General features: G+C 44.9%; 26 protein-coding genes and 1 tRNA gene. 15 read left to right on the forward strand and 12 right to left on the reverse strand.

What is annotated here, in order from left to right; all coding sequences use genetic code 11:
* Positions 1 to 27: 27 nt before the first annotated feature.
* The 4 genes from PluTT01m_RS22870 to PluTT01m_RS26430 form a co-directional block, all read right to left on the reverse strand.
* Complete coding sequence (locus PluTT01m_RS22870; RefSeq protein ID WP_011148547.1) at positions 28 to 351, reverse strand: helix-turn-helix domain-containing protein; 324 nt, start codon at positions 349 to 351, stop codon at positions 28 to 30.
* Entirely contained in the window at positions 335 to 694 is a 360-nt protein-coding gene (locus tag PluTT01m_RS22875) for a type II toxin-antitoxin system RelE/ParE family toxin (RefSeq protein WP_011148548.1), read from the reverse strand. Before PluTT01m_RS22875 ends, PluTT01m_RS22870 begins: the two co-directional genes overlap by 17 nt.
* A gap of 102 nt (positions 695 to 796) precedes the next feature.
* Positions 797 to 1024: a hypothetical protein gene (locus tag PluTT01m_RS22880; RefSeq protein WP_125026260.1), complete on the reverse strand. Its 228-nt coding sequence runs from the start codon at positions 1022 to 1024 to the stop codon at positions 797 to 799.
* Between the two features lie 177 nt (positions 1025 to 1201).
* Positions 1202 to 1381, reverse strand: coding sequence for a hypothetical protein (locus PluTT01m_RS26430; RefSeq protein WP_125026261.1), 180 nt, complete (start codon positions 1379 to 1381; stop codon positions 1202 to 1204).
* A 181-nt stretch (positions 1382 to 1562) separates the two neighbouring features.
* On the opposite strand from PluTT01m_RS26430, the gene PluTT01m_RS27990 reads away from it, so the two are divergent.
* From PluTT01m_RS27990 to PluTT01m_RS22905, 5 genes are all read left to right on the forward strand, one after another.
* Positions 1563 to 1694 carry a hypothetical protein gene (locus PluTT01m_RS27990; protein ID WP_255562383.1) on the forward strand — a complete coding sequence of 44 codons (132 nt, stop codon included), beginning with the start codon at positions 1563 to 1565 and terminating at the stop codon, positions 1692 to 1694.
* Positions 1695 to 1696: 2 nt separating this feature from the next.
* Positions 1697 to 2563 (forward strand): integrase domain-containing protein, encoded by an 867-nt coding sequence (locus PluTT01m_RS22890; protein WP_011148551.1) that lies wholly within the window; start codon positions 1697 to 1699, stop codon positions 2561 to 2563.
* A 2-nt stretch (positions 2564 to 2565) separates the two neighbouring features.
* A complete protein-coding gene (locus PluTT01m_RS22895) occupies positions 2566 to 2787 on the forward strand; it encodes a helix-turn-helix transcriptional regulator (protein ID WP_041380412.1) in 222 nt (73 codons plus the stop codon).
* Positions 2780 to 3859, forward strand: a complete 1080-nt coding sequence (locus tag PluTT01m_RS22900; protein ID WP_041380413.1) for a helicase RepA family protein — start codon at positions 2780 to 2782, stop codon at positions 3857 to 3859. The genes PluTT01m_RS22895 and PluTT01m_RS22900 overlap by 8 nt, the downstream gene beginning before the upstream one ends.
* A 534-nt stretch (positions 3860 to 4393) precedes the next feature.
* Entirely contained in the window at positions 4394 to 4654 is a 261-nt protein-coding gene (locus PluTT01m_RS22905; RefSeq protein ID WP_011148553.1) for a helix-turn-helix transcriptional regulator, read from the forward strand.
* 28 nt (positions 4655 to 4682) lie between these two features.
* Here the strand turns inward: PluTT01m_RS22905 and PluTT01m_RS22910 are convergent, their stop codons facing one another.
* Positions 4683 to 4949, reverse strand: a complete 267-nt coding sequence (locus tag PluTT01m_RS22910) for a DUF2442 domain-containing protein (protein WP_011148554.1) — start codon at positions 4947 to 4949, stop codon at positions 4683 to 4685.
* Positions 4921 to 5208, reverse strand: coding sequence for a helix-turn-helix domain-containing protein (locus tag PluTT01m_RS22915; protein ID WP_011148555.1), 288 nt, complete (start codon positions 5206 to 5208; stop codon positions 4921 to 4923). The genes PluTT01m_RS22910 and PluTT01m_RS22915 overlap by 29 nt, the downstream gene beginning before the upstream one ends.
* A gap of 116 nt (positions 5209 to 5324) precedes the next feature.
* On the opposite strand from PluTT01m_RS22915, the gene PluTT01m_RS22920 reads away from it, so the two are divergent.
* Positions 5325 to 5588 carry a helix-turn-helix transcriptional regulator gene (locus PluTT01m_RS22920; protein WP_011148556.1) on the forward strand — a complete coding sequence of 88 codons (264 nt, stop codon included), beginning with the start codon at positions 5325 to 5327 and terminating at the stop codon, positions 5586 to 5588.
* Between the two features lie 102 nt (positions 5589 to 5690).
* Here PluTT01m_RS22920 and PluTT01m_RS22925 read toward each other — a convergent pair whose 3' ends face one another.
* The 3 genes from PluTT01m_RS22925 to PluTT01m_RS22935 form a co-directional block, all read right to left on the reverse strand.
* On the reverse strand, positions 5691 to 6512 hold the full coding sequence (locus PluTT01m_RS22925) for a hypothetical protein (protein ID WP_125026262.1): 822 nt from the start codon (positions 6510 to 6512) through the stop codon (positions 5691 to 5693).
* Positions 6513 to 6688: 176 nt separating this feature from the next.
* A complete protein-coding gene (locus PluTT01m_RS22930; protein ID WP_011148558.1) occupies positions 6689 to 7945 on the reverse strand; it encodes a tyrosine-type recombinase/integrase in 1257 nt (418 codons plus the stop codon).
* Between the two features lie 218 nt (positions 7946 to 8163).
* A tRNA-Leu gene (locus tag PluTT01m_RS22935) sits at positions 8164 to 8248 on the reverse strand.
* A gap of 490 nt (positions 8249 to 8738) precedes the next feature.
* Between PluTT01m_RS22935 and ampH the strand changes: the two genes are divergently transcribed.
* Complete coding sequence (gene ampH, locus PluTT01m_RS22940) at positions 8739 to 9956, forward strand: D-alanyl-D-alanine-carboxypeptidase/endopeptidase AmpH (RefSeq protein ID WP_011148559.1); 1218 nt, start codon at positions 8739 to 8741, stop codon at positions 9954 to 9956.
* 112 nt (positions 9957 to 10068) lie between these two features.
* Here ampH and lptG read toward each other — a convergent pair whose 3' ends face one another.
* Both lptG and lptF read right to left on the reverse strand, forming a co-directional pair.
* A complete protein-coding gene (lptG, locus tag PluTT01m_RS22945) occupies positions 10069 to 11148 on the reverse strand; it encodes an LPS export ABC transporter permease LptG (protein WP_011148560.1) in 1080 nt (359 codons plus the stop codon).
* Complete coding sequence (gene lptF / locus PluTT01m_RS22950; RefSeq protein ID WP_011148561.1) at positions 11148 to 12248, reverse strand: LPS export ABC transporter permease LptF; 1101 nt, start codon at positions 12246 to 12248, stop codon at positions 11148 to 11150. The genes lptG and lptF overlap by 1 nt, the downstream gene beginning before the upstream one ends.
* A 285-nt stretch (positions 12249 to 12533) precedes the next feature.
* On the opposite strand from lptF, the gene pepA reads away from it, so the two are divergent.
* From pepA to PluTT01m_RS22995, 8 genes are all read left to right on the forward strand, one after another.
* Positions 12534 to 14054 (forward strand): leucyl aminopeptidase, encoded by a 1521-nt coding sequence (pepA, locus tag PluTT01m_RS22955; RefSeq protein WP_011148562.1) that lies wholly within the window; start codon positions 12534 to 12536, stop codon positions 14052 to 14054.
* 63 nt (positions 14055 to 14117) lie between these two features.
* On the forward strand, positions 14118 to 14567 hold the full coding sequence (locus PluTT01m_RS22960) for a DNA polymerase III subunit chi (RefSeq protein ID WP_011148563.1): 450 nt from the start codon (positions 14118 to 14120) through the stop codon (positions 14565 to 14567).
* A gap of 13 nt (positions 14568 to 14580) precedes the next feature.
* Complete coding sequence (locus tag PluTT01m_RS22965; RefSeq protein ID WP_011148564.1) at positions 14581 to 17478, forward strand: valine--tRNA ligase; 2898 nt, start codon at positions 14581 to 14583, stop codon at positions 17476 to 17478.
* A 436-nt stretch (positions 17479 to 17914) separates the two neighbouring features.
* Positions 17915 to 18688, forward strand: coding sequence for an amino acid ABC transporter substrate-binding protein (locus PluTT01m_RS22970; RefSeq protein WP_011148565.1), 774 nt, complete (start codon positions 17915 to 17917; stop codon positions 18686 to 18688).
* Positions 18689 to 19083: 395 nt separating this feature from the next.
* Positions 19084 to 19785, forward strand: coding sequence for an amino acid ABC transporter permease (locus tag PluTT01m_RS22980; RefSeq protein WP_011148566.1), 702 nt, complete (start codon positions 19084 to 19086; stop codon positions 19783 to 19785).
* Complete coding sequence (locus PluTT01m_RS22985; protein ID WP_011148567.1) at positions 19763 to 20527, forward strand: amino acid ABC transporter ATP-binding protein; 765 nt, start codon at positions 19763 to 19765, stop codon at positions 20525 to 20527. The genes PluTT01m_RS22980 and PluTT01m_RS22985 overlap by 23 nt, the downstream gene beginning before the upstream one ends.
* A gap of 87 nt (positions 20528 to 20614) precedes the next feature.
* Positions 20615 to 21388, forward strand: coding sequence for an amino acid ABC transporter substrate-binding protein (locus tag PluTT01m_RS22990; RefSeq protein WP_011148568.1), 774 nt, complete (start codon positions 20615 to 20617; stop codon positions 21386 to 21388).
* A gap of 356 nt (positions 21389 to 21744) precedes the next feature.
* Entirely contained in the window at positions 21745 to 24555 is a 2811-nt protein-coding gene (locus tag PluTT01m_RS22995; protein WP_011148569.1) for an RHS repeat domain-containing protein, read from the forward strand.
* A gap of 114 nt (positions 24556 to 24669) precedes the next feature.
* Here the strand turns inward: PluTT01m_RS22995 and rraB are convergent, their stop codons facing one another.
* Entirely contained in the window at positions 24670 to 25077 is a 408-nt protein-coding gene (gene rraB, locus PluTT01m_RS23000; protein ID WP_011148570.1) for a ribonuclease E inhibitor RraB, read from the reverse strand.
* Between the last annotated feature and the right edge of the window lie 54 nt (positions 25078 to 25131).

The raw sequence follows: 25131 nt of genomic DNA on the forward strand, positions 1-25131 counted from the left end.
GATGGTTTCTAAGTCTGCCAGACATAATCAAACCAACACCTTCAACCCATGCTTCTGCACCACGGTAAGCAGTTTCAGCGCCAATCCACCAGGGCGTTTTACGCCGCTTTCCCATTTCTGCACCGTTGACACACTGGTATTCAGATAACTGGCAAAAACTGGCTGGCTGACGTTCAGCTTCTCGCGCAGCGCCTTAATCTCAACAGGTTGCAGGTCGTCCACGTTATTAAGGCACGCTTTATCAAAGTGGCGCATCGTTTCCTGCGGGATAGCATCGACGCTGAATAATCCAGAAGCCGCGCTGTGGATGGCCTCAAATGCAGGACTCTTGAATTTACTTTTTGCAGCCATGGCAAATCTCCACCAGTTCTTTATTCTTAATCAGTGCCGTAATCTTTTCATCAGCAAGGGCAGCGTAGTGCTTTGCTAACTCACGGAATCCGGCCAGTTCGCGATTATCAATGTTTGCCATATCCTGTTTGGCATACAGGAACGTGTAAAACCAGTGTTCCCCACCTTTCGCCAGGATAATGGCGCGATCGCGATTCTGGTTCAGCCGCTTCTTGTAAACTCCCCCGCCGAGGTCGTCAGCCTTACCTTGCATCGCCGCCTCAATAGCCTGGCATAACTCACTATCTTTAATTGCGTGCGATTTAGCCGCCTTGCTGAACCATTTAGTTTTAAATACGCGCATCAGGCTGACATCCTGTTACCTTAACTATAGCACCTGGTGCTAGGTTACTCTCTTTTTTCACTGATGCAAAGTGCTTGAAGCCAACATAATTTTGCCGTATTTTTAACCACGCATACCCGCTGTCAACGACAGCCAGCCAATGTTTCCAGTATCAGGATGATACGAGTGACCTGTGAGAAACGCCTTCGGGTGGTCACGAGCCAAAGTCATATGGAATGGAGTGTGGTCTGAGACTGACGCCTTCGGGCGACCACAAAGAAAGTTGTCGTAACCTGAAAGACAACGCTGGATGCGGTAAACCTGCCCACCTTTGAAAGCAGGTATCGTCAACAAAAACGCACCTATGACGTGACGATAAAGGTTCCTTAAACTTAAGAGACGGCTAATAACGAGCGTTTCCTCGCCGATCGGCATTATTTGTAAAGAATGCTGTATTCGGTCTTCTCCTCAGTGAATGAGTTGCTGCAAGCAAGGCTACAGCTTTTGCCTGCGATGACAGCAGTATCATCACCCGCTTAACGACAGGTACATCCCGTACTGACGGGTTTTCTGTACCTCTTTTCTGGCACGTATTAAACGCCGCTGGCTGCGCCTTGCTATGCCGTCAGGTATCTGCATGCGCCTGCCTTGCTGCGCGCTAATACGTGGCGTCACTTTTTGCGTGTTAACGCATGAAAGTGACGCCACAGCACGAACCAGCCTCAGCCTTTGAGGCAGGCAACTTCACTCAACGAGCCATGAATCTGACGCACAAGTTCGGGAGCCGAACTGACCACTTTTTACAGGAGATTTGAACCGATACCGAGGCAGGCCAACAGCCTGAGGGGATAACCTGCAATCGCAGGAGGCTGCACAGAGTGCATTACCGATGCCCCGCAATACCTCAACTGCTGCCCGCTCTGGCGCACAGGTATCGTTCAGGGCAGGTCAATGTCGATTGTTTCTGCCATTTAGCCCACGCGCCAGAGAAATGCAGCTCGTTGAAATTGAGAAAAGTTAGCTATGAGTAAATTAAGCCGTGAAATGAAGATGCTGGCGAAACAAGTCGGCGGCAGCTTTAAAACTGTTCATGATCGCACCCGCATTATTGACCGATTTTGTCGGCACCTGATTGCACTCAATATCCAGGTCCGGGATGTTCAGCATCTGAAAGCTAAACATATCGAAAGCTATATTGCCGATCGCCAGGCAACAGGTATCTCTGCTCGTACTCTGCATAACGACATGTCGGTGTTTCGGTTGGCCGGCAGGGAAAAGCTCGTTACATCAATACGTTTAGCGAATAAAACGTTGGGATTAAGCGGAGCAAGTCGTGCAGGCACGAAATTCGCGATCCCGGATGAGCGATTTCAGGCCGTATTGCGCAGCGCACAGCAGCATGACCGGGGACTGACTTGCGCCCTTCAACTTGCCCGGTTGCTGGGATTACGTTCACAGGAAGCAGTGCAATGCGCCAGTTCGCTGAAAACATGGGAAAAACAGCTTGAACGCAATCAATCAACGCTCACCATTGTTTTTGGCACTAAAGGCGGCAGGCCACGTGAAACGCGGATCATCGACCGTCATGCTGTTCAGCAGGCGGTAAAAGAGGCTCTGCTGGTTACTAAAACACATAATGGCAAGCTAATCGACAAGCCAGATTTAAAAACTGCCATGAACTTCTGGCGTTCTCATACCACACGGTTAGGGCTAACCGGCCATTATTCCCCGCACAGCCTGCGCTACGCATGGGCGCAGGATGCCATTCGTTATTACCTGTCACAAGGATTCTCCCGCAGTGAAGCCAGGGCGCTGACGTCAATGGATCTCGGTCACGGCGATGGTCGGGGCCGTTACGTTGAGCGTGTTTACACCAGGAAGGAGGACTGACGATGACAAACTTCAAGCTGTTGCGCTTATCAGAAGTAATGGAAAGAACCGGCTTCAGGAAATCATGGATTTATCTTCTGATTAGCCAGGGCGATTTTCCTCCGGCAGTCAAAATTGGTTCCCGCTCCGTGGCATGGCTGGAAAGCGAAGTGAATGACTGGATTGCTGGGCGTATCAGCAAACGCGAGGGAATACAGCAAGCGGGGAAGCGAAACGATGAGTAAATCCGTAACCGATACCGAAGCAGAATTTAAAACCTCGCTTCCTCTGCGCAAAGGTTCTGATGGCTTTGACACCCAACAGGACTATCTGATTAAGGGATATTTGCCAGCCTCATCCGTTGCCAACGCTTACGGTGCCAGCGGATCTTACAAATCCTTCCTGGCGGTATCATGGGGATGCCATATCGCCACTGGCAAACCGTGGGCAGGGAAACCGGTCACACAAGGAGCGGTCATCTATGTCGTCGGTGAAGGTGGGATCGGCGTTCCTCGCCGTATCCGGGCATGGGAACAGACACTTAACGGCGGCAGCCCGATTGATGCGCTTTATCGCATCGATTGCCCGGTCTTTCCTGCCAGCCCGGAGAGTGTACAACAGGTGATACAGGCCGCCAAAGATGTTAAGGCCGCAACCAGTATGCCGATCCGCCTGATCATTCTGGATACCCTCGCCCGCTGCTTCGGTGGCTCAGACGAGAACGCCGCTAAAGACATGGGTGCATTTATTCAGGGATGCGACTATATCAAAGCGGCCACACAGGCTACGGTGCTGATCATTCACCATTCCGGCAAAGATCAGGATAAAGGCGCGCGCGGCTCCAGCGCATTCCGGGCCGCACTGGACGTGGAGTTTAACGTGCGCCGTGAAGGTGATGGTGGTGCATTGATACTCAGTTGCACCAAGATGAAAGATGCCGAAGAGCCGCCACGTCGCGCTTATGACCTGCATTCCGTCGATTTATACGTGGATGATGATGGCGATCGGATCACCTCGCTGGTGCTGAACGATGAAGGCCGTGAAGCCAGGGAAAATGATGTTACCAGCGACCCTGATTTGATCGGCATTTCGCGGCTGACGGAAAATCATTTTGCCCTATGGCAGGCCATTCGTTCGCGCACGGCCAGCGGCGATAGCTGCACCCGCGCATTAGTCAGGGACGATATGAAAGCGATGGGATTTGATGTATCCAAAAAGTTTACCCGCTGGCTGGATAAACTGGAAAAGGATGGTCTGATTGCTTTAGATGGGGAACGCATTACGCCGTTGTCGCAAAGAGATAAAACGAGGGATTAACCGGGGGAAGTGGGGGGAATCTGACTCTGTTAGCTACCAAATTCAACATATTCCCCCACTTCCGCCATGTATATATACGCAAGGTGGGGGAATAACTTAACCCTATAATAATTATTGTTTTTTTCAGAAAGACCAAAAATCTGGTGGGGGAATAAAAATTTATCATTAAGTGGGAATAAAATGGGGGATTGTGTGACCATTACAGACCTTGTTCTCGCGTCAACTTCACGAAAGATATCAACTACAAAGCATTAAATCCGCCTTACCTCTGGTTATCTTACCGCCAACCAGTAACGCTTTTTAGACCTGACTGAGGCGGAGCGCAACGAAGTGAGCACCGAACAGTCAAGTCTAAAAAGTGGAAGAACTGCACAGGCTTTACCGTTCCATCCTCCTGGAAAGTAACTTTTTTGCCACAACAGCTTTTCTTCCTTTTTGATCTCAAACCGACCCAGAAACTAAGTATTACTTAGTATATTTTCATCAAGCACAGATGAGAATCGAGCCAGGACAAGTTAGTCATCTGGGACCCTCATGCTACCTCATCGTTTAAAAGCTGCACGCTTGAAGGCTGGTTTGTCACAGGAACGGCTAGGGATTCTTGCAGGGATAGATGAGGCGACAGCCAGCACCCGTATGAATCAGTATGAGCGCGGTATACATACACCTGATTTTGCACTGGCCTGCCGGTTAGCGTCGGTCATGGGGATTCCTGCCTGCTATTTTTATGTGGTGGAGGACGATCTGGCGGAGATAATACTGGAATATGCGAATACTCGTCAGTCCGGGATCTAACCGATATTTGAACCCATACCGCATATCATCATTTACGATTAGTCATATCCCTGATTGCCCCCGCATAAAGCGCCTCAATATTGATATCCTCATCAATTTCCTCCCAATGGATTCCCCCGCCTGCATTAAGGGTGAAGCGCTTTCTCTGTTCTACCGTAGCGCGTTCGAGGCGAGGGAAGTTTTGGAGTGGAATATTTAGCAGTGCTTTCCCTTTAACCTGAACGTGTAGGCATTCATCTGAGAAATAAACAACGACTGGCGATTGATCAAATAGCAGACTGTTTACCTTCTTCATTCAATTTTTTCCTTATGCGCATTTTTCTGTCCAGTAGCGTACCAGAACTATCAAAATAACGGCTGGGCCAGATCTTCGCAGGATGAACGTCCAGCGCCGTGGCCACAATCCATTCCCCTTTTGGCCACGGACGAGAAAGCACATTGGCGAGTGTTGAAGAACTAAGTCCCGCAGAACGCGATAGCGCGGCCAGTGTTGTACCTTTCTTACGTAAGGCGGCGATGATATCTGCCTGATGCCAGTCATGATGTGATGTCATACCTTTCTCCATTAAGATCCCAAGTAACCACACACCAAATACTAAGGATTACTTAGTATATTTTCAAGACACACAGATGAGAATCGCGACAAGCCACACAAGTAATCAGGATTCTCATGCTACCTCATCGCTTAAAAGCCGCACGTTTAAAGGCTGGCCTGTCGCAGGAACGGTTAGGGATTCTTGCCGGGATAGATGAAGCGACGGCCAGTGCCCGTATGAATCAATATGAGCGCGGGATACACACGCCAGACTTTGAGCTGGCCTGTCGGTTGGCATCGGTGCTACACGTTCCAGCTTGCTATTTTTATGCCGTGGAAGACGATCTGGCGGAAATGATTCTTGGATATTCAGACTCGCAGGAAAAATCAACCCTATAAGACGTATTAGCTCCAGCCCCCCGAGAAATGGGGCTGGAGCAGTATAGAGGTAGATGCGCAGATAATGGATGGATAATATTCCTTAACTATCTGTAAGACTCTTTATTCTTTAAACCATTTAGGCATACTTGATTCAGTTACAGGAACACGTTTTAATGAATCTTGGTTTTTATCATCTTTAATACAGTTGATTTCCTCAAATCCCCATTTTCCATCACGATTAGAAAAATAGACTGTGTATTTATTTGTATTAAATCCAAAATAGTGATCTGTTGAATCACTAATATTCAAGGAACCGCACGTTGCGGAAGTATGCCATTCACTGCTAGTAGCCCAATCAAGCACAACTACTATAAAATTCTCCGCCCAGCGAGGTAAAGCAAACAGCAGTAATGATGTTAACATTATGATGCCAAAAAAAGTCATCAACTGATGCCCTTTTAATTTATTTGATACTAATAGAAAAATACCGTATGAAACTGGTTGTAAGAGCATAAAGAAATAAATAGCAAAAAAAGCAAGTTTCCACCCAAACTCAAGCAACGGGGAATCACTTATATCCATATTACTCATTTGCATAAAATAACTAGCTGCATATGTACTTGTAATGAAATATAATAAGGATACGCTACTGACAAATACAATTTTCAGCTTGCTAAAGATAATATTATTTTCACGCTCCAGGTCATAGAAGGTAAATACTCCGCTGATAACAACAAATATAATAAATACAAGAATAAACCATCTCGCAAGCCACACCAAGCCAATATTTAGTAAGAACAAAGATGATACAAAGAACAACCAGGCTAGTAATGATAGTCCTCCTGAAATCTTTTTGACGATCTTGTCATTATTAAAGTAAATAAAATAATATATTATTTTTTTGAATGCATCCTTTTGATAGAAACAAATAACTATCGTCAAAAAAAGAAACAATACAATAAATGTTTTCTTAAAAATGAATTCGTGCCTAACAAGAAAAGTATTAGTAATTAAAAACATTGATAGAATTATATAAAGAAAATACGTCTTTATCTTCTTGAATAGCATGGTATTTTATCCATAAAATAATTGCAGGTTGAATTATGAGCACATAAAAATCATGCCCCCATAAACTCATACGGCACCACATACCCTTCCCGATTCGCATCCAGATAATCCGCCCACCATTGCAGCATTAGCCTTCGTTCTTCAATATGCTCAGCCTTATGAATATAAGCCGCCCGCACGCTATCGCGTTCCTGGTGACTCATCTGCCGCTCGACCGCATCTCGTGACCACTGCCCTGACTCAACCAGTGCGCTACAGGCCATCGTGCGGAAACCATGCCCGCATAGTTCAGTAGTGGTGTCATATCCCATGACCCGCAATGCATTATTGACGGTGTTTTCACTCATCGGTTTAGTCGGGCGACGATCGCCCGGGAATATCAGTTCGTGACCGCCGCTGATAGCCTGAATTTCTTTCAGCAACGCCAAAGCCTGGCGGGATAACGGTACTAAATGCTCAGTGCGCATTTTTGCCCCACGCTGAGAGTGTTTTACACCCGGTATCGCTTCACGTTCAGCCGGTATAGTCCACATAGCACGTTTAAAATCGATCTCGGTCCAGCGGGCAAAGCGTAGTTCACTGGAACGGATAAAGACGCACAGTGTGAACTTTAAGGCCAGGGTGGTTAATGTCCGCCCTTTATAGTTTTCAATCCTTGCCAGAAAATCCGGTAGCTTATCCAGTTTCAACGCCGGGCGATGGGTTGCCTTCGGCGGCGCTATCGCCCCGGAGAGATCCTGAGCAGGATTACGCTCTATCAAATCATTCTGCACCGCATAGCGCATAATATCGGTCACTCGCTGGCGTAGTCGTGACGCTAAATCGAGATGGCCGTTTTGCTCCACGGCTTTCAGCGGCTCAAGCAAGTCTTTAGTCTTCAGATCCGCTATGTGGCGATGACCTATCGCTGGCAAAATATTGCGTTCCATATCGCGCCATACCCGTCCGGCATGGGTTTCTGACCAGCGGTTTTGGCTGATATTTCGATGCCAGTCTCTTGCCACTTTCTCAAAGGTTATCAGCGCGTCCTGAGCCTCTTTTTTTCCCTCCCCCCGTTTTTCCGCCGGGTTGATACCATCGGCTAGCAACAACCGTACCTCATCGCGCTTTTCTCTGGCTTTCGCCAGTGAGATCAGCGGATAAGCGCCAAAAGCAATCCGGCTTTCCTTACCTTCGAAACGATACTTGAGATACCAGCGCTTAGAGCCGCCAGGGCTTATCATCAGGTACAGGCCATGTGCATCTGCGAGTTTGTAAGCTTGCTCGCGAGGCTTAGCGGTGCGGGCTACAACGTCTGTCAGGGCCATAATTGGGGGTCAACTCCTAATCGAAGTGAATTGACCCTCATCTTGACCCCCAAATCATCTGGATGTCAATGGACGAAAAAAGACCAACGTGGATAAAACAGATAAATCAGAGAATGGGTAGATAAGTAAAAATTACTTATTTAACAATGAAATATGGACATAAATGGAAGATTATGGACATAAAAAAAGCCACCCGAAGGTGACTGATTTTTCCACAATGGTGCCGAAGGCCGGACTCGAACCGGCACACCCGAAGGCGGTTGATTTTGAATCAACTGCGTCTACCGATTTCGCCACTTCGGCACTGAAGTAGTATGCGGAAAACGAGGGCTATTATACCTGTCAGCGATCTGTTAGCAACTGTTATCCTTCTCACTTTGGTTTAAGTGTTGAAAAAAAGATCAAACCCATCTTTCAACACAAATGTGCGTTCAATTACTGAACATCAAAACCCTAAATAAGTACACCTAGCAATATCTTTTCTACCTGAAATAGCTCCTCCTCTGCAATACCAGAGAAAAAACAACTCTCCCCACAACAATTTTTACAGTCATAGTTAGTCAAACCACCTGACGCTGATAGACAACCTATAATCACCTTATATAATCTCAGCATGATAATTCGCTATGAGGTAAATGGTTATGACGATTATTAGCTGGATTGGTGCTGGGATCTTTTTGGGCATTGTCATTGGCGCGTTGATGATGCTGTTTAAAAAGAATAAATAGCCGCTTTTGCTATCTTTATCCTGTTTGTGAATTCACTGGAAATATGCCTGATTGGTCAATTCAAAATGAATAAACAGTTTTTTAAGATCTTCTCCATTTCTGCCATGATGTTGGCTCTCGCAGCCTGCTCTTCTTCAAACAAAATATATTCGGCAAAGTTTCTGCAACCGAAGAAACAACCATTGAAATGGGAAGTGTTCGAAGGAAATGCGAGAACTAAAAAGCTAGCTTCACAGTTGGTTGATCAGTATGCACAGGATATTTTCAACAGCAGTAATGCACAAGGCATGGCGATGGTGGTGATTGATAATAATCAGACGGTTTACCGCAGTTTCGGTGAAACCCGTCCGGGAAACGGCATCCGTCCAAAGCCCGATTCAATCATCCGTATTGCCTCGCTAACTAAGTTGATGACCAGTGAGATTATGATCAAGCTCGAAGAGGATGAGGTTCTGCGTTCCACCGATCCGTTGCAAGACTATAGTTATTATGGCGTGAAAGTGCCCCAATACAGCCCTCTTCAACCCATCCGGTTATTCCACTTGGCAAGCCATACCAGTGGCTTACCTCGTGAGCAGCCGGGAGGTAGATGGGGGCGTCCTGTTTTTGTTTGGCCTACACAAGCCAATCGCTGGACCTGGTTAAAAACAGCTCAATTAGACTCCGCACCAGGCACTACAGCATCTTATTCCAATCTGGCTTACGATTTATTGGCAGATGCGCTCTCTAAGGCTACGGGTAAGCCATATACCCGTTTGTTATACGATAAGATCACCGGCCCTTATTGCATGAAAGACACGACACTGACACCAAACCGTTCTCAGTGTGCTCGTTTGATGGAAAGTTATAAGCCAAGTCCGTGTCTTAACACTGTTGCTGCGGCAGGCAGTGGTGGAATCTATTCAACGCCAAAAGATATGCAGCACTGGATGCAGCAATTTTTATCATCAGACAGTCAGTTACGTAAACAAACCGCGAGTCGCGAACAAGGTATTTATTTTAAGCGTTCCGCTCTGGCTTCAATTAAAGGGATGGATGTTGCCGGTCAGGCAGATGGCGTTGGCCTTGGTTGGGTTTACATGAACGCCCGCGGCGATGTACCGGGTATTTATCAGAAAACCGGCGGTGGTGGAGGGTTCAATACGTATATGGCAATGATCCCCGAACAAAATATCGGGGTGTTTGTGGTGATCACTCGTAAACAACACAGCCTGTTCAGTAGCGTAACAACGGGGGTTAATCAACTAGTAACTGCATTGTCGAAAAATCACCATCAAGCTTGAATCTTTTACGTCGTAAAATCGAGATATCCAGGATAGGGTTTCTTAGCCAAAAACCCTATCCCTATGGACCCTCTAATATCTGGCTCCATACTAGTACCACTATTTCTAAAAGCTACTGTCTTCTCTTAAGGAGTAAATAAATACTCACAGTAAGGAACAATAGGCTTGGTAATAGTGCCGCCAAAACCGCTGGCACGCTGTACACCAAGCTCAGTGGACCAAAGATCTCATTAAGTACATAAAATAGGAAGCCAAAGCTAATCCCTGTTACTATCCTCACTCCCATCGGCACACTGCGCAGTGGTCCGAAGATAAAAGAGAGTGCCATCAACATCATCACTGCAACTGAAAGCGGCGCAAATATTTTTTTCCACATATTCAGTTGATAACGGCCTGATTCCTGTTCACTCTGCTTAAGGTATTTGATGTACTGATATAAGCCACTGATGGAAAGCGCTTCAGGCTCAAGTGCGACTACATTCAACTGTTCTGGCGTCAGGAGAATTTTCCAGTCAGCAGAAATACGTTGTGATCCGGTGATTTTTTTGCTGTCTGTCAGATCAGATTCTTCCACCTGAGAAAGCTTCCATAGGTCGTTATCCTTATCATAAACCGCACTGGCTGCATATTTTACAGAGAGTAGTTTTTTATCATCATTAAAATGATAGATATTGACGCCTTTAATCTCGGTATCACTCACAATCCGCTGGATGTAGATAAAATCGTCCCCATCTATCGTCCACATACCTTTATTTGTTGAAACCAGAGAACCACCAAGCATCTTCTGAGCCCGGTAATTACGCGCCATCTGTTCACCTTGTGGCGCGACCCACTCTCCGATAACCATAGTCAGGATCACCAACGGAATAGCCGTTTTCATCACTGAGCCAGCAATCTGCATACGGGTAAATCCAGAAGCTTGCATAACCACCAATTCACTACGGGTTGCCAGCGTACCAAGCCCCAGTAAGGCACCAAGCAAAGCTGCCATCGGGAAGAATATCTGAATATCTTTCGGCACACTTAACAAAACATAAAGACCAGCAGAAATAGTAGTATATTCCCCCTGCCCCACTTTTCTTAACTGCTCGACAAACTTAATAATACCGGAGAGTGATACCAGCATAAACAGCGTCATCAGAATAGTCTGTAGAATAGTCCGCCCGATATAACGATCCAATACACCAAACATCAGGCTACTCCTCTGCCGTTGAAACGAGCCCGGATCCTACGCACCGGCAACGTATCCCAAATATTGAGAACCAGCGCCAACATCAGATAAGTCCCATTAGTCAGCCACATCCAAATCATCGGGTCCAATTTGCCTTTACTACCGTTAGAACGCAGGGAGCTTTGCAATAAGAAGAAAATCAGATAAAGCAACATTGCGGGCAACATGCTTAATACCCGCCCTTGACGTGGGTTCACCACACTTAACGGTACAACCATCATAGCCATAATCAGTACCGAGAGCACCAAAGTCAAACGCCAATGGAACTCAGCACGGGAGTCCTTATCATTATCCTGCCATAACTGGATAATAGATTTCTGTTCAACTTTATTATTATCTACGATTGAAGTCTGATGCCCAATAATCGCTTGATAATCACGGAACTCAGTGATCCTAAAATCACGCAGCATTGCAGTGCCTTCATAACGCGTACCATGATTAAGGACGACCACCTGTTTGCCGTCAGGTCGCTCCACCATATGACCGCCATTAGAGATCACCACGGAAGGACGCTGGTTATCAACGGGGCGAAGTTGAGCAAGGAATACGTTTTCAAACTTATTGCCGTGCACGTTGCCAATATAGAGCACCAGATTACCATCCTCGGAAGGTTTAAACCTCCCTTCCATGATCGCTGCCAAGCTTGGGTTAGCTTTAGCATCAGCCACCACCTGTTCTTGATATTTCGAGGACCACGGCATGACCCAAATGACATTCACTGCCGCTAGCGCGGAAGTTAACAACGCCAGAATAAGCGCCGAAACCACCAGCACACGCTTGCCCAAACCACACGCATGCATAACAGTAATTTCACTTTCAGTATAGAGTTTACTGAAAGTCATCAATACCCCAAGAAACAGACTCAGGGGCAAAATCAACTGCGCCATTTCAGGCACACCTAATCCTAACAAGGATAAAACTAAATTTGCCGGGACGTTTCCTTCCACTGCGGCACCCAAAATTTCGACTAATCTCTGACAGAAAAAGATCAGTAAAAGGATAAAGAGTATCGCAACTTGGCTTTTCAGGGTTTCCCGTACCAGATATCTAATGATGATCACGCTTATTACGCCTGTGAAAACTTGTCTTTTTGCAGGAAAATCGCTAACTTCATTGTATATATACCATTTATTATGTGCATCAGTTTGGCTTCCTCACTGCTAAAATGATATCGAAGCATTCCATATTCAGGTTCCCAGTCAGAACATACTTATAAGTTAGCTAAATAATAACAAATAGTGCGTTTAGCTTAACATAAATAGTTAATTTTCTATGGGGTAGATTAATGCGGAACGCTATATTTTAGCGATAGCATCCGTCTTTGTCTTTAAGATTCAGGAGAACGCATGGAGTTTAGTGTAAAAAGCGGTAGCCCGGAAAAACAACGTAGTGCATGTATCATTGTCGGCGTTTTCGAACCTCGTCGCCTTTCCTCTATCGCTGAACAACTTGATAAAATAAGTGACGGTTACATCAGTGCATTACTGCGCCGCGGTGAACTAGAAGGCAAAGTTGGTCAATCACTGTTGCTGCATCATGTTCCCAATGTGCTATCTGAACGTATCCTGCTTATCGGCTGTGGTAAAGAGCGCGAATTGGATGAACGCCAGTATAAACAGATTATTCAGAAAACTATCAATACCCTCAATGAAACAGGTTCAATGGAAGCTGTTTGCTTCTTAACAGAATTGCATGTTAAAGGCCGCAATAATTATTGGAAAGTGCGCCAAGCGGTAGAAACAGCAAAAGAATCTCTCTATGCTTTCAACCAGCTAAAAAGTAATAAAAATGAGTTGCGCCGCCCACTGCGTAAAATGGTTTTCAATGTTCCGACCCGTCGGGAGCTAACCAGCGGTGAACGTGCAATCCAACATGGCCTTGCTATTGCTGCCGGTATCAAAGCGGCCAAAGATCTTAGTAATATGCCACCCAATATCTGTAATGCCGCTTATCTGGCTTCTCAGGCACGCCAGCTCGCAGATTCTGCCAATAGCCATATTACAACAAAAGTGATTGGTGAAGAGCAGATGAAAGAGCTAGGCATGAATGCCTACCTGGCTGTTGGTCAAGGTTCTCAGAATGAATCTCTGATGTCAGTCATGGAATATAAAGGCAGTTCAGATAAACATGCCAAACCTATCATCTTGGTTGGCAAGGGGCTGACTTTTGACTCCGGCGGTATTTCAATCAAATCTGCGGGTGGCATGGATGAGATGAAATACGATATGTGTGGGGCTGCAACGGTTTATGGCGTGATGCGTGTGGTTTCTGAGCTACAATTACCGCTCAATGTCATCGGTGTCATGGCAGGCTGTGAGAATATGCCAGGAGGGCGCGCTTACCGTCCCGGGGATATTTTAACCACCCTATCTGGTCAGACTGTCGAAGTACTCAATACCGATGCCGAAGGTCGTCTGGTTCTGTGCGATGCGTTAACTTACGTTGAACGTTTTGATCCAGAATTGGTCATTGATATCGCCACACTGACCGGTGCGTGTATAACAGCTCTTGGTAATCATTACAGTGGGTTGTTATCCAACCATAATCCACTGGCCCATGAGTTACTCAATGCTTCGGAACAATCCGGTGATCGCGCATGGCGTCTGCCAATGACTGATGAGTTTTTCGAGCAAATCGATTCTAACTTTGCCGATCTGGCGAATACCGGCGGCAGTGGCGGTGGTGCAATTACCGCAGCCTGCTTCCTGTCCCGTTTCGCAACAAAGTATCACTGGGCGCATCTGGATATCGCGGGTACGGCCTGGCGTTCAGGTAAAACAAAAGGCGCAACAGGCCGCCCGGTTGCGCTACTGTCACAATTCCTGTTAAATCGGGCAGGAAGTGCCGGTATCAATAACGACGATTGATCTGATTCCTCTCTTAGTTTAAAAGGGCATTTGACAATGCCCTTTCTCCGTAACAGAGACATTATGAAAAGTGCCACGTTTTATTTACTGGAACAGCCATCACCTCAAGCAGATTTGCAAGCTCACGAATGGCTGGCATGCCAGTTTGCGGCTGACCAATGGCGAGCAGGGAAACGGGTGCTAATCGCCTGTGAAAACCAGCAGCAGGCAGAAAAGTTAGATGAAGCCTTATGGCAACGGGAACCTCATCAGTTCGTTCCACATAATCTTGCGGGTGAAGGGCCAAGGTATGGCGCACCGGTTGAGTTATGTTGGCCACAAAAACGGGGAAATGCTCCCCGTGATATCCTAATAAATCTGTTGCCGCAATTTGCAGACTTTGCCACCGCTTTCCATGAAGTGATAGACTTCGTTCCTATAGATGAAAATTTGAAACAGTTGGCGCGTGAACGATATAAATCCTATCGCAGCGTCGGCTTTAATTTGACCATGGCAACGCCGCCAACATACTAAGTATCAAGATAAAATGGAAAAAACACCCGCAACTCAAACGCAAGCCGAGCCATCTCTCGATAAAACGTACAATCCTAAAGAAATTGAACAACCTCTTTATAACCATTGGGAGAAAAGTGGTTACTTCAAGCCTAACGGCGATACTAGCCGTGAGAGTTTTTGTATTGTTATCCCACCACCAAACGTGACCGGTAGCCTGCATATGGGCCATGCATTTCAGCAAACCATTATGGATACCATGATCCGTTATCAGCGAATGCAGGGTAAAAATACTTTGTGGCAGTCCGGTACTGACCACGCAGGTATTGCTACTCAAATGGTGGTTGAGCGCAAGATCGCAGCAGAAGAAGGCAAAACCCGTCACGATTATGGCCGTGAGGCGTTTATCGATAAGATCTGGCAGTGGAAAGCAGAATCCGGCGGCACGATTACCAATCAGATGCGTCGTCTGGGTAACTCTGTTGATTGGGAGCGCGAGCGTTTCACTATGGATGAAGGTCTATCCAATGCCGTAAAAGAAGCCTTTGTCCGTTTGTATCAAGAAAATCTCATTTATCGCGGTAAACGTTTGGTTAACTGGGACCCGAAATTGCACACTGCAATTTCCGATCTGGAAGTTGAGAACCGTGAAGTTAAAGGTTCTATGTGGCATCTACGTTATCCATTGGCCGATGGTGTCACAACCGCAGAAGGGAAAGATTACCTGATCGTTGCAACTACCCGGCCTGAAACTATGCTAGGCGATACCGGCGTAGCAGTTAACCCGGAAGATCCGCGCTATAAGGATTTAATCGGCAAAGAAATTATTCTGCCATTAATTAACCGCCGCATTCCTATTATCGGTGATGAACATGCGGATATGGAAAAAGGTACTGGTTGCGTAAAAATCACACCAGCCCATGACTTTAATGACTATGAAGTCGGTAAGCGACATGCCCTACCGATGATCAATATCATGACTTTTGATGGCAACATCCGTCATAAAGCAGAAGTTTTCGATACTCATGGTGAGATTTCTGACAGTTACAGCTCTGATATTCCGGCTGAATATCAAGGCATAGAGCGTTTCGCTGCCCGTAAAACTATCGTGGCGGAGTTCGAAAGACTGGGCCTGCTGGTTGAAATTAAAGCTCATGATCTAACCGTTCCCTATGGCGATCGCGGCGGTGTAGTTATTGAACCTATGCTGACTGATCAATGGTATGTCCGTACCGCGCCTCTGGCGAAAGTGGCTATCGAAGCCGTTGAAAATGGCGATATCCAGTTTGTACCTAAGCAGTATGAAAATATGTATTACTCCTGGATGCGCGATATTCAGGATTGGTGTATCTCTCGCCAATTATGGTGGGGCCACCGTATTCCGGCATGGTATGACACCAACGGTAATGTCTATGTTGGTCGCAGTGAAGAAGAAGTCCGTCGTGAAAATAATCTGGGCACAGATATCTCTTTAAACCAAGATGAAGATGTACTGGATACCTGGTTCTCTTCCGGTTTATGGACTTTCTCTACCCTTGGTTGGCCTGAACAAACTGACGCGCTGAAAACTTTCCACCCAACCGATGTGTTAGTGAGTGGCTTTGATATCATCTTTTTCTGGATTGCCCGTATGATCATGATGACCATGCATTTCATCAAAGATGAAAATGGCAAACCTCAGGTTCCATTTAAGACTGTCTACATGACCGGTCTTATCCGGGATGAAGAAGGTCAGAAGATGTCCAAATCCAAAGGGAATGTTATTGACCCGCTGGACATGGTTGACGGTATTTCTCTGGAAGAACTGCTGGAAAAACGCACCGGCAATATGATGCAGCCCCAGTTGGCTGAAAAAATCCGCAAACGTACCGAGAAGCAATTCCCGGCAGGTATTGAAACGCATGGTACCGATGCCCTGCGCTTTACGTTAGCCGCGCTGGCCTCAACAGGTCGTGATATCAACTGGGATATGAAACGCCTGCAAGGTTACCGTAATTTCTGCAACAAATTATGGAACGCCAGCCGCTTTGTTCTGATGAATACAGAAGGTCAGGATTGCGGCCAACATGGTGGCGAAATGGCGCTATCGTTGGCTGATCGTTGGATTCTGGCTGAATTTAACCAGACAGTAAAAGCCTACCGTGAAGCCCTGGACACATATCGTTTTGATATGGCGGCCAATATTCTTTATGAGTTCACTTGGAACCAGTTCTGTGACTGGTATCTGGAGCTCTCTAAACCGGCGATTAACAAAGGTTCAGAGGCGGAAGTTCGTGGTGCCCGTCATACGCTAATTGAAGTTCTGGAAGGATTATTGCGCCTGGCTCACCCGATTATTCCATTTATCACCGAAACCATCTGGCAGAGAGTGAAAATAGTGAAGGGAATTGAGGCAGATACCATTATGCTGCAACCGTTCCCAGAATTTGCTCAAGAAAAAACTGATGAACTGGCACTGACCGATCTGGAATGGATTAAGGAAGCGATTATTGCAGTACGTAATATCCGTGCTGAAATGAATATCGCACCGGGTAAGCCACTGGAAGTTCTGCTGCGTAATGCTGATGCTGGTGCCCAACGCCGTGTAGCAGAAAACCTGAATTTTATTCAGGCAATGGGCCGCTTATCTTCTGTGACTCTTCTGTCTACGGACGAAGAAGCACCGATTTCTGTCACTAAATTGATTAATGGCGCAGAAGTATTAATCCCAATGGCTGGCTTAGTCGATAAAGAAGCTGAACTAAGCCGCTTAAATAAAGAGATTGAGAAGCTGGATAAAGAGATTGGTGCCATTGAAGGTAAGCTATCAAATGAAGGCTTCGTTAGCCGTGCACCCGAAGCTGTTGTAACCAAAGAGCGTGAACGTCTGGCAAACTGCAATACATCCAAAGAAAAGCTGCTGGCTCAGAAAGAAACCATTGCCGCGCTGTAATATTTTCAAAAAGTAAATTCTCACCAAGCCACTGACAATGAATTGCAGTGGCTTTTTAATTTAAATAGTAAACGATAAAATTAATAATAAAATATAAATTCAACTCATTCTATATAAACATAATCAAAAATATTGAAAATAACAATACCTATCTCCTTAACATAAGTGAATATTTATTTTATTCATTTTTAAATTTACATATCTTAAATGACAATATGATATAATTTTATTTTATATATAAACCATTATATTTAGCATATTATACAGAGAGTAAAATCATATAAATATATTATTACAAGTAAAAAGGAAACTAATAATGCAATTCTAGCCCAATTAAATATCCAATTATTTATTGTTATGAATAATTTATTTCAGCGGAAATTATTAAGGTAGTAATAAATTAATTCACTAATTTATTACTACCCGGAGAAACAAAATGAAAACACTTATTACCCTATTATTGGCAAATACTATCCAATTCGGTCTCGTATATTCAGCTAATGCAGAACCAACCCTTGATAAGATTAAATCCACCGGCACACTCAGAATAGCAACGGAAGGAGCTTATCCACCATTTACTTATCGCGACGCCTCGGGTACTTTAACTGGCTTCGATGTCGACATTGGCCGTGAAATTGCACACCGATTGCATGTCAAACCAACATTTATTGAAGGAAAATGGGACGGACTTATTGCCGGGCTGGATGCCGGACGTTCTGATGCAGTAATTAATCAAATTGCAATTACACCTGAGCGCAAGAAAAAATATGACTTCTCCATCCCCTATATCACATCGCAAGCGGTACTTATCATTAATAAAAATAATAATAACATTAGAAAATTCAGCGATTTAAAAGGCAAAACCTCAGCACATACTCTAACCAATAATTTTGCCCAAATAGCCAGAGATAATGGTGCAGAAATTATCGGCACTAATGGATTTAGTCAAGAAATCGAGCTGGTTAGTACCGGCAGAGCCGATGCCACTATTAATGATAGCCTATCTTATCTGGACTATAAGAAACATAAGCCAAACGCACCAGTAAAAATTGTTGCAGCAACCCCCAATGCGGGTCAAACAGCAGTGTTGCTCCGCAAGGGCGAGCCAGAACTAAAAGTTGCTATTGATCAAGCAATAACTGACATCAAAACCGATGGCACTTACCAACGTATCTGGACTCACTATTTTGGCGATAATCTTCCCGAATAAGTGAAAGATTATCTTATTCAGATAGACAGTTCCCTAAAAGTTGAATACAAACTCTGACCAGGGAACTTTATCATCAACCGTGTTGAATTGAGTAATCAGAAAATATTTTAGTTAAATATTATATATATTAATTTATATAAATTTTTTATATATCTAAAATAACCATATGATATAACTATATCTTATATATGTAAGTTGACAGCTTGCCATATGATATTTAAAAAAATCACTATAAATATATATACCCTATGGATTTCAAGATGCATCGCGACGGCAAGGGAGCGAATCCCCGGGAGCATAGAAAACTATGTGACCGGGGTGAGCGAGTGCAGCCAACAAAGAGGCAACTTGAAAGATAACGGGTATAGTTATATTACACACAATAGGGAAAATATATGGAACCCTCTTGGTTCAATCTAGTACTCGATTCTTTTTGGCCTATGCTTTATGCGGGCTTTGCTTTTACTATTCCACTAACTCTTATTACTTTTACTCTCGGTATCATACTGGGTTTTATTGTTGCGCTCATCCGGCTTTACGGGCCAAAACCACTTATTGCTGTCGCCAAATTCTACGTCTGGCTGATCCGTGGCACACCGTTGCTGGTACAACTGTTTCTTATTTTTTATGCCTTACCTAGCGTCGGCATTACGTTAGGTGCATTTACCTCGGCAGTGATTGGTTTCACATTAAATATTGGTGCCTATACCTCTGAGATAATTCGCGCCACTTTATTGTCTGTACCAAAAGGGCAGTGGGAAGCAGCTTATTCTATCGGCATGAGCTGGACACAATCATTGCGTCGGATCATTCTACCTCAAGCCGCAAGAATCGCCATTCCACCACTCTCAAACACATTTATTTCACTGGTGAAAGATACTTCACTGGCTTCAGTCATTACCGTACCGGAGCTTTTCCTTGCTGCACAACGTATTGCAGCGGTGACTTATCAACCTCTCATTCTTTATACTGAGGCGGCAATACTTTATCTGATAATCAGTTCAGTATTGTCATCACTACAAACCCGTCTGGAAAAGAAGTTTTCGCAAAAGAGTGACATACAGGAATTAAAAGATGATTCAACTCTCCGGCATTGAAAAAAGTTTTGACGGGCAAAAGGTCCTGAAAAAAATCGAACTTACCATTGAGGAAGGCAGCCTGACCGCACTAATTGGCCCATCCGGAAGTGGCAAAAGCACGCTATTACGCTGCATCAACTTATTAGAAATTCCCCAAGCCGGGAAGCTCCAAATCGACAATGAAAACATAACCTTCACCGGCAAAGGGCGGATTGCTCACAAGGATATACAACGGATCCGCCAACAAACCGGCATGGTGTTTCAAAACTTTCAGCTTTTCCCTCACCTCACCGTCATTGAAAACATCATGGAAGGGTTAATCTGGGTTCAGAAATGGTCACGTGAACAGGCTAAACAGCGAGCGCTTGAACTACTGGAAAAGGTTGACATGTCACACAAGGCCGATGTCTTTCCAGCCACACTCTCCGGTGGTCAGCAACAGCGCGTAGCAATTGCCAGAGCACTGGCACCCTCACCCAAAGTATTATTATGCGACGAACCAACTTCCGCACTTGATCCAGAGTTATCGCAAGAAGTTGTTGCCGTATTAAAGCAGTTGGCTAAAGAAGGAACCACGATGTTAATGGCTACCCATGATCTGCGTTTGGCAGCTAATCTTGCCCACAACGTCATATTTTTAGAATCCGGGGAAATCGTCGAATCGGGAACGTCGAAAACGATTTTCACCGGTGCCCTTAAACAACGTACTGTGGAATTTGTTTCAACCTTAACCAATACCTTACCGGATTGGGAAATATAGCCCACCGTTAAAATAACTTTGCCGTAATTGATCTGAGAATCAGTTGATAACAATCAAATAAATCTTTTAACAGTTTGGAGAAAGAAAATGAAAATGTTGCTTACCGCATTATTAGCGGGTGTCATTCAATTCGGCATTGCATATTCTGCGCATGCAGAATCTGGCCTTGATAACATTAAATCAGCAGGCGTATTCAAAATCGCTACCGAAGGAACTTACCCGCCATTTACCTATCACGATGTCTCAGGAGCTTTAACTGGATTTGATATTGATATTGGCCGCGAAATCGCACGACGTCTGAATGTTAAAGCCGAGTTTACCGAAGGCAAGTGGGATGGGCTTATTGCCGGGCTTGATGCCAAACGCTATGACGCGGTACTCAATCAAGTCGCTATCACACCAGAACGCAAAAAGAAATATGACTTTTCCGGCCCATATATCATATCTAAAGCCGTACTTATCACCCGGAAAAATAATGACAGTATAAAAACGTTCAGCGACCTGAAAGGTAAAACCTCAAGCCATAGCTTAACCAGCAATTATGCCCAGTTAGCAAAACATTTCGGTGCGGAAATCGTCCCCACCGAAGGATTTAATCAGGCCATCGATTTGGTTGCTACAGGCAGAGCCGATGCCACTATCAACGATAATCTGTCCTATCTCGATTTTAGGAAACACAAACCCAATGCACCGGTAAAAGTTGTCGCGTCCGAACCCAATGGTGATCTAGTCGGGGTGCTAATTCGTAAAGGCGAGCCAGAATTACAAGCCGCTATCGATAAGGCACTAGCCGATATCAAAGCCGATGGCACCTATTTACGCATTTCCACTCAATATTTCGGCACCGATGTTTCTAAATAAGAAAATAATCACCTCTTCTTACAAGAGGTGGTTATCTATTTATCAATTAATTATCTCTCTTTTTACATTCAAAAAATTTCAATCATTATTAAATTAATATTTTCTCGTTAACGATTACTTTAAATATATATTCAAGTCAGTTATTAATTAATTTTTTCTTAATCACAATCGAATAATTAAAATATTTATTTCCCCTTTCGTATTCTATCCCTATCTATTGGGATATTAATTCTCATACTGTCAATCTCAAAAATTATCACGCTATTCTGTTAAAAATTTTATTCATTCCGTAGTAAAGTCTCAGGTCGTTACTATTAAGCCGACTAACAGATTAAAACAACATAAGGGACTGCAATATGATTCGTTACAATTCTGCAATTAACCGAAATACCCCATCTGTCAGCGTACGAGATAATCGAGGGTTAAATATACATACGCTGGAATATCTGCGGACTCAAGCTGATGAAACCAATAGCAACGAATTGATCACTCGCTATCAATTTAATACTCACGGACTTCAAGTAAAAAGCACAGACCCACGTAGATATAAAAACCAGAGTGGTTCAAACTTCACTCGTATCTTTAGTCTCGCTGGGAATACACTGCGTGAAGAAAGTATCGATGCTGGCCGAACGATTACCTTGAACGATATCGAAGGACGCCCAGTACTGACTATCAATGCAATCGGCGCTCGTCAGACCCATCACTATGAAGGTAATACCTTGCCCGGCCGCTTGCTGGCTGTCACCGAGTTAATACAAAAGAACGAGAAAACCACGGAGCGCCTTATTTGGGCAAACAATACAGATGCAGAGAAAAACCAGAATCTCGCCGGGCAATGTATACGCCATTATGATCCTGCGGGGCTGGTACAACTGGAAAGTTTGTCCTTAACAGGATCGGTTTTATCACAGTCTCGTCAATTAATAGCCGACGATCAGGAAGCTGATTGGCGCGGTGATGATGAAAATAGCTGGCGTACAAAACTGAATGGCAACATATTCACGACTCAACATAAAACTGATGCCATTGGTGCTCTGCTAACTCAAATCGACGCCAAGGGAAATATGCAACGGCTGGCCTATGATGTCGCGGGCCAACTGAAAGGTAGCTGGTTAACACTAAAAGGCCAAGCCGAAAAAGTTATTGTACAGTCTATTACCTGGTCAGCAGCCGGACAAAAATTACGAGAAGAGCACGGTAATGGCGTTATTACGGAATATACCTATGAACCAGAGACCCAACGATTAATTAACATTACAACCCGCCGAACTAGAGATAGTACAAAACCACTACAAGATTTACGTTATGAATATGATCCCGTTGGCAATGTGATCAATATTCGTAATGATGCAGAAGCAACCCGATTCTGGCGTAATCAGAAAATAGTACCGGAAAATGCATATTCCTATGATTCTCTGTACCAACTCATCCAAGCAACCGGCCGCGAAATGGCTAACATTGGTCAGCAAGGAAGCCAGCTCCCTCCTTTAATTACCCCTCTTCCTACCGATGACAATACTTATACTAACTATATTCGTACTTATACCTACGACGATAGCGGCAACCTGACACAAATCCAGCACAGTGCTCCGGCAAGTAACAATAACTACACCACAAATATCACCATTTCAAACCGTAATAACCGCGGTGTCCTCAGTACCCTCACCAACGACCCCAATCTCGTTGATACATTCTTTGATGCAGGTGGTCATCAAACCAGTCTGTTCTCAGGGCAATCCTTAAACTGGACACCACGGGGAGAACTACAACAAGTGAACCAAAGTGGTAATACCGCGCGTGAGTGGTACCACTATGACAGTGACGGCATGCGGCTACTGAAAATAAACGAACAGCAAACATCCAATACCACGCAGCAGCAACGAGTCACTTATCTGCCAGGGTTGGAATTACACACCACACAAAGCGGCACCAATATCACCGAAGACTTACAAGTTATTACTGTCAGGCAAGCAGGAAAAGCACAAGTACGCGTACTACACTGGGAAAAAGGCCAACCCACCGGCATAAATAACGATCAAGTCAGATATAGCTACGATAATCTTACACACAGCAGCGAATTAGAACTGGATATGCACGGAGAAATGATCAGTTGGGAAGAGTATTACCCCTATGGTGGCACCGCAGTATGGGCAGCAAGAAATCAGATTGAAGCTGGTTACAAAACCATTCGTTATTCAGGTAAAGAACGTGATGCAACGGGACTGTACTATTACGGCTACCGCTATTATCAACCGTGGGCCGGTAGATGGTTAAGCGCTGACCCGGCTGGAACCGTAGATGGTCTGAATTTGTACCGTATGGTAAGAAATAATCCAATGACCGGCATAGATGAAGATGGGCGTATGTTTAAAACCGTAGCAACAGGTGCATTAGGCATTGGCGGTATGGCATACGAGCTTTACAAATATAAAAATCAACAAGTTGAAAAGCCTCAGATGCCATCTCCTGTCTCTGAATCCTACGGTGATCAACAAGTCAGCAAAATCACCCAAAAAGCGAGTGCTTTAAAAGCAAACTATGACCCGATGAAGCAGATGGCCCATAACATAACGGGGCGTAAAGAAGCCGCAGAACATCTCGCACAGGGTCAAGTCCCTGGCGCTCAAGCAATAAAAGAAGGGGCAAGCTTAGTCGCGGCTGCCGGAGAATTTGCTGCGGCTGGCAATGTCGGTGAACTAAACAAAACCACGCTAACAAAAGCCGCCGGCACCGACGCAATTAATAATTTTAGTCTCACCTTGGACGGTATAAAAAAGGTATTTAAGGCAGGCGCGGCTAGTGCTACCGTCAGCCCAGAAAAATTGGAAGAGCTGCAAAAAGCAACTGATGATTTAAAAGAGGTCGCAACAGATACGCTAATTACCGGGGCATCGCTAGGTGCGACAGTCGGAGCCACACTGGATACCGCCGCCGCGGTCGTGCCACACCCGGTAGCCAAAGTGGCACTCAAAGGTCTGTCATTGGCATGGAAAGTTACCGGCATTGTTCACACCGCAGAAGAATTAAGCGAGCTCGCAGAAAAACATAAGGATCTGGTTTCTAATGAGCTAGGACAAGAATTAAAAAGGGAGGTCACCGAGGCAAACCAAATTAGGCGGGGAACCATTCTCGCAAAAGTTAGAGAACACGGTTTGATAAAATAGTCTATTAAATGCAATAGTCCTTATTCGCCGAAGCAGATAAGGACTATTTTGTTTTGAATCATATGTATCAATCACGACCAGAATTAACACAAGATTCTTAACATACTGATCATACTAATGAAGTCTACTCTCACCCTGCTCCGGCAAATCATCTTCATCTTGCTCATCAGGATCTTCGAAGTAAGTGCCCCAACCGTCATAATTAATGCCAATTTTTTCAGCTAGATTCACCAACTGTTCAACCTGGGCATCAATCAGTTCTGCATTCAATCCACACTCACTGATAACATCACAACACATCAGAATAGTCCCATCTTCGACTTCCAATTCTTCCGCATCAGTCACTTCATAACCCAGTTTAAAGGCTTCAACCGCAGCCTTTTCCAACAGACTAAAATCCTCAGCAGAAAAGTGATGCTCAATGGCATAAAGTGCATCTGGATCACTACCATCTTCCAGTAATTCTTCAATAATAAGCCGCGTTTCTTCGCGTTGTTCTTCTAAGTCTCTCTGATTTGCCATACCTAATATCCTCAAGCAGTTGGCCGTCCCAATACTCATTCTCCCACACCATAG

Origin of the sequence: Photorhabdus laumondii subsp. laumondii, assembly GCF_003343245.1 — a bacterium.
GTDB classification, from domain to species: Bacteria; Pseudomonadota; Gammaproteobacteria; order Enterobacterales; family Enterobacteriaceae; genus Photorhabdus; species Photorhabdus laumondii.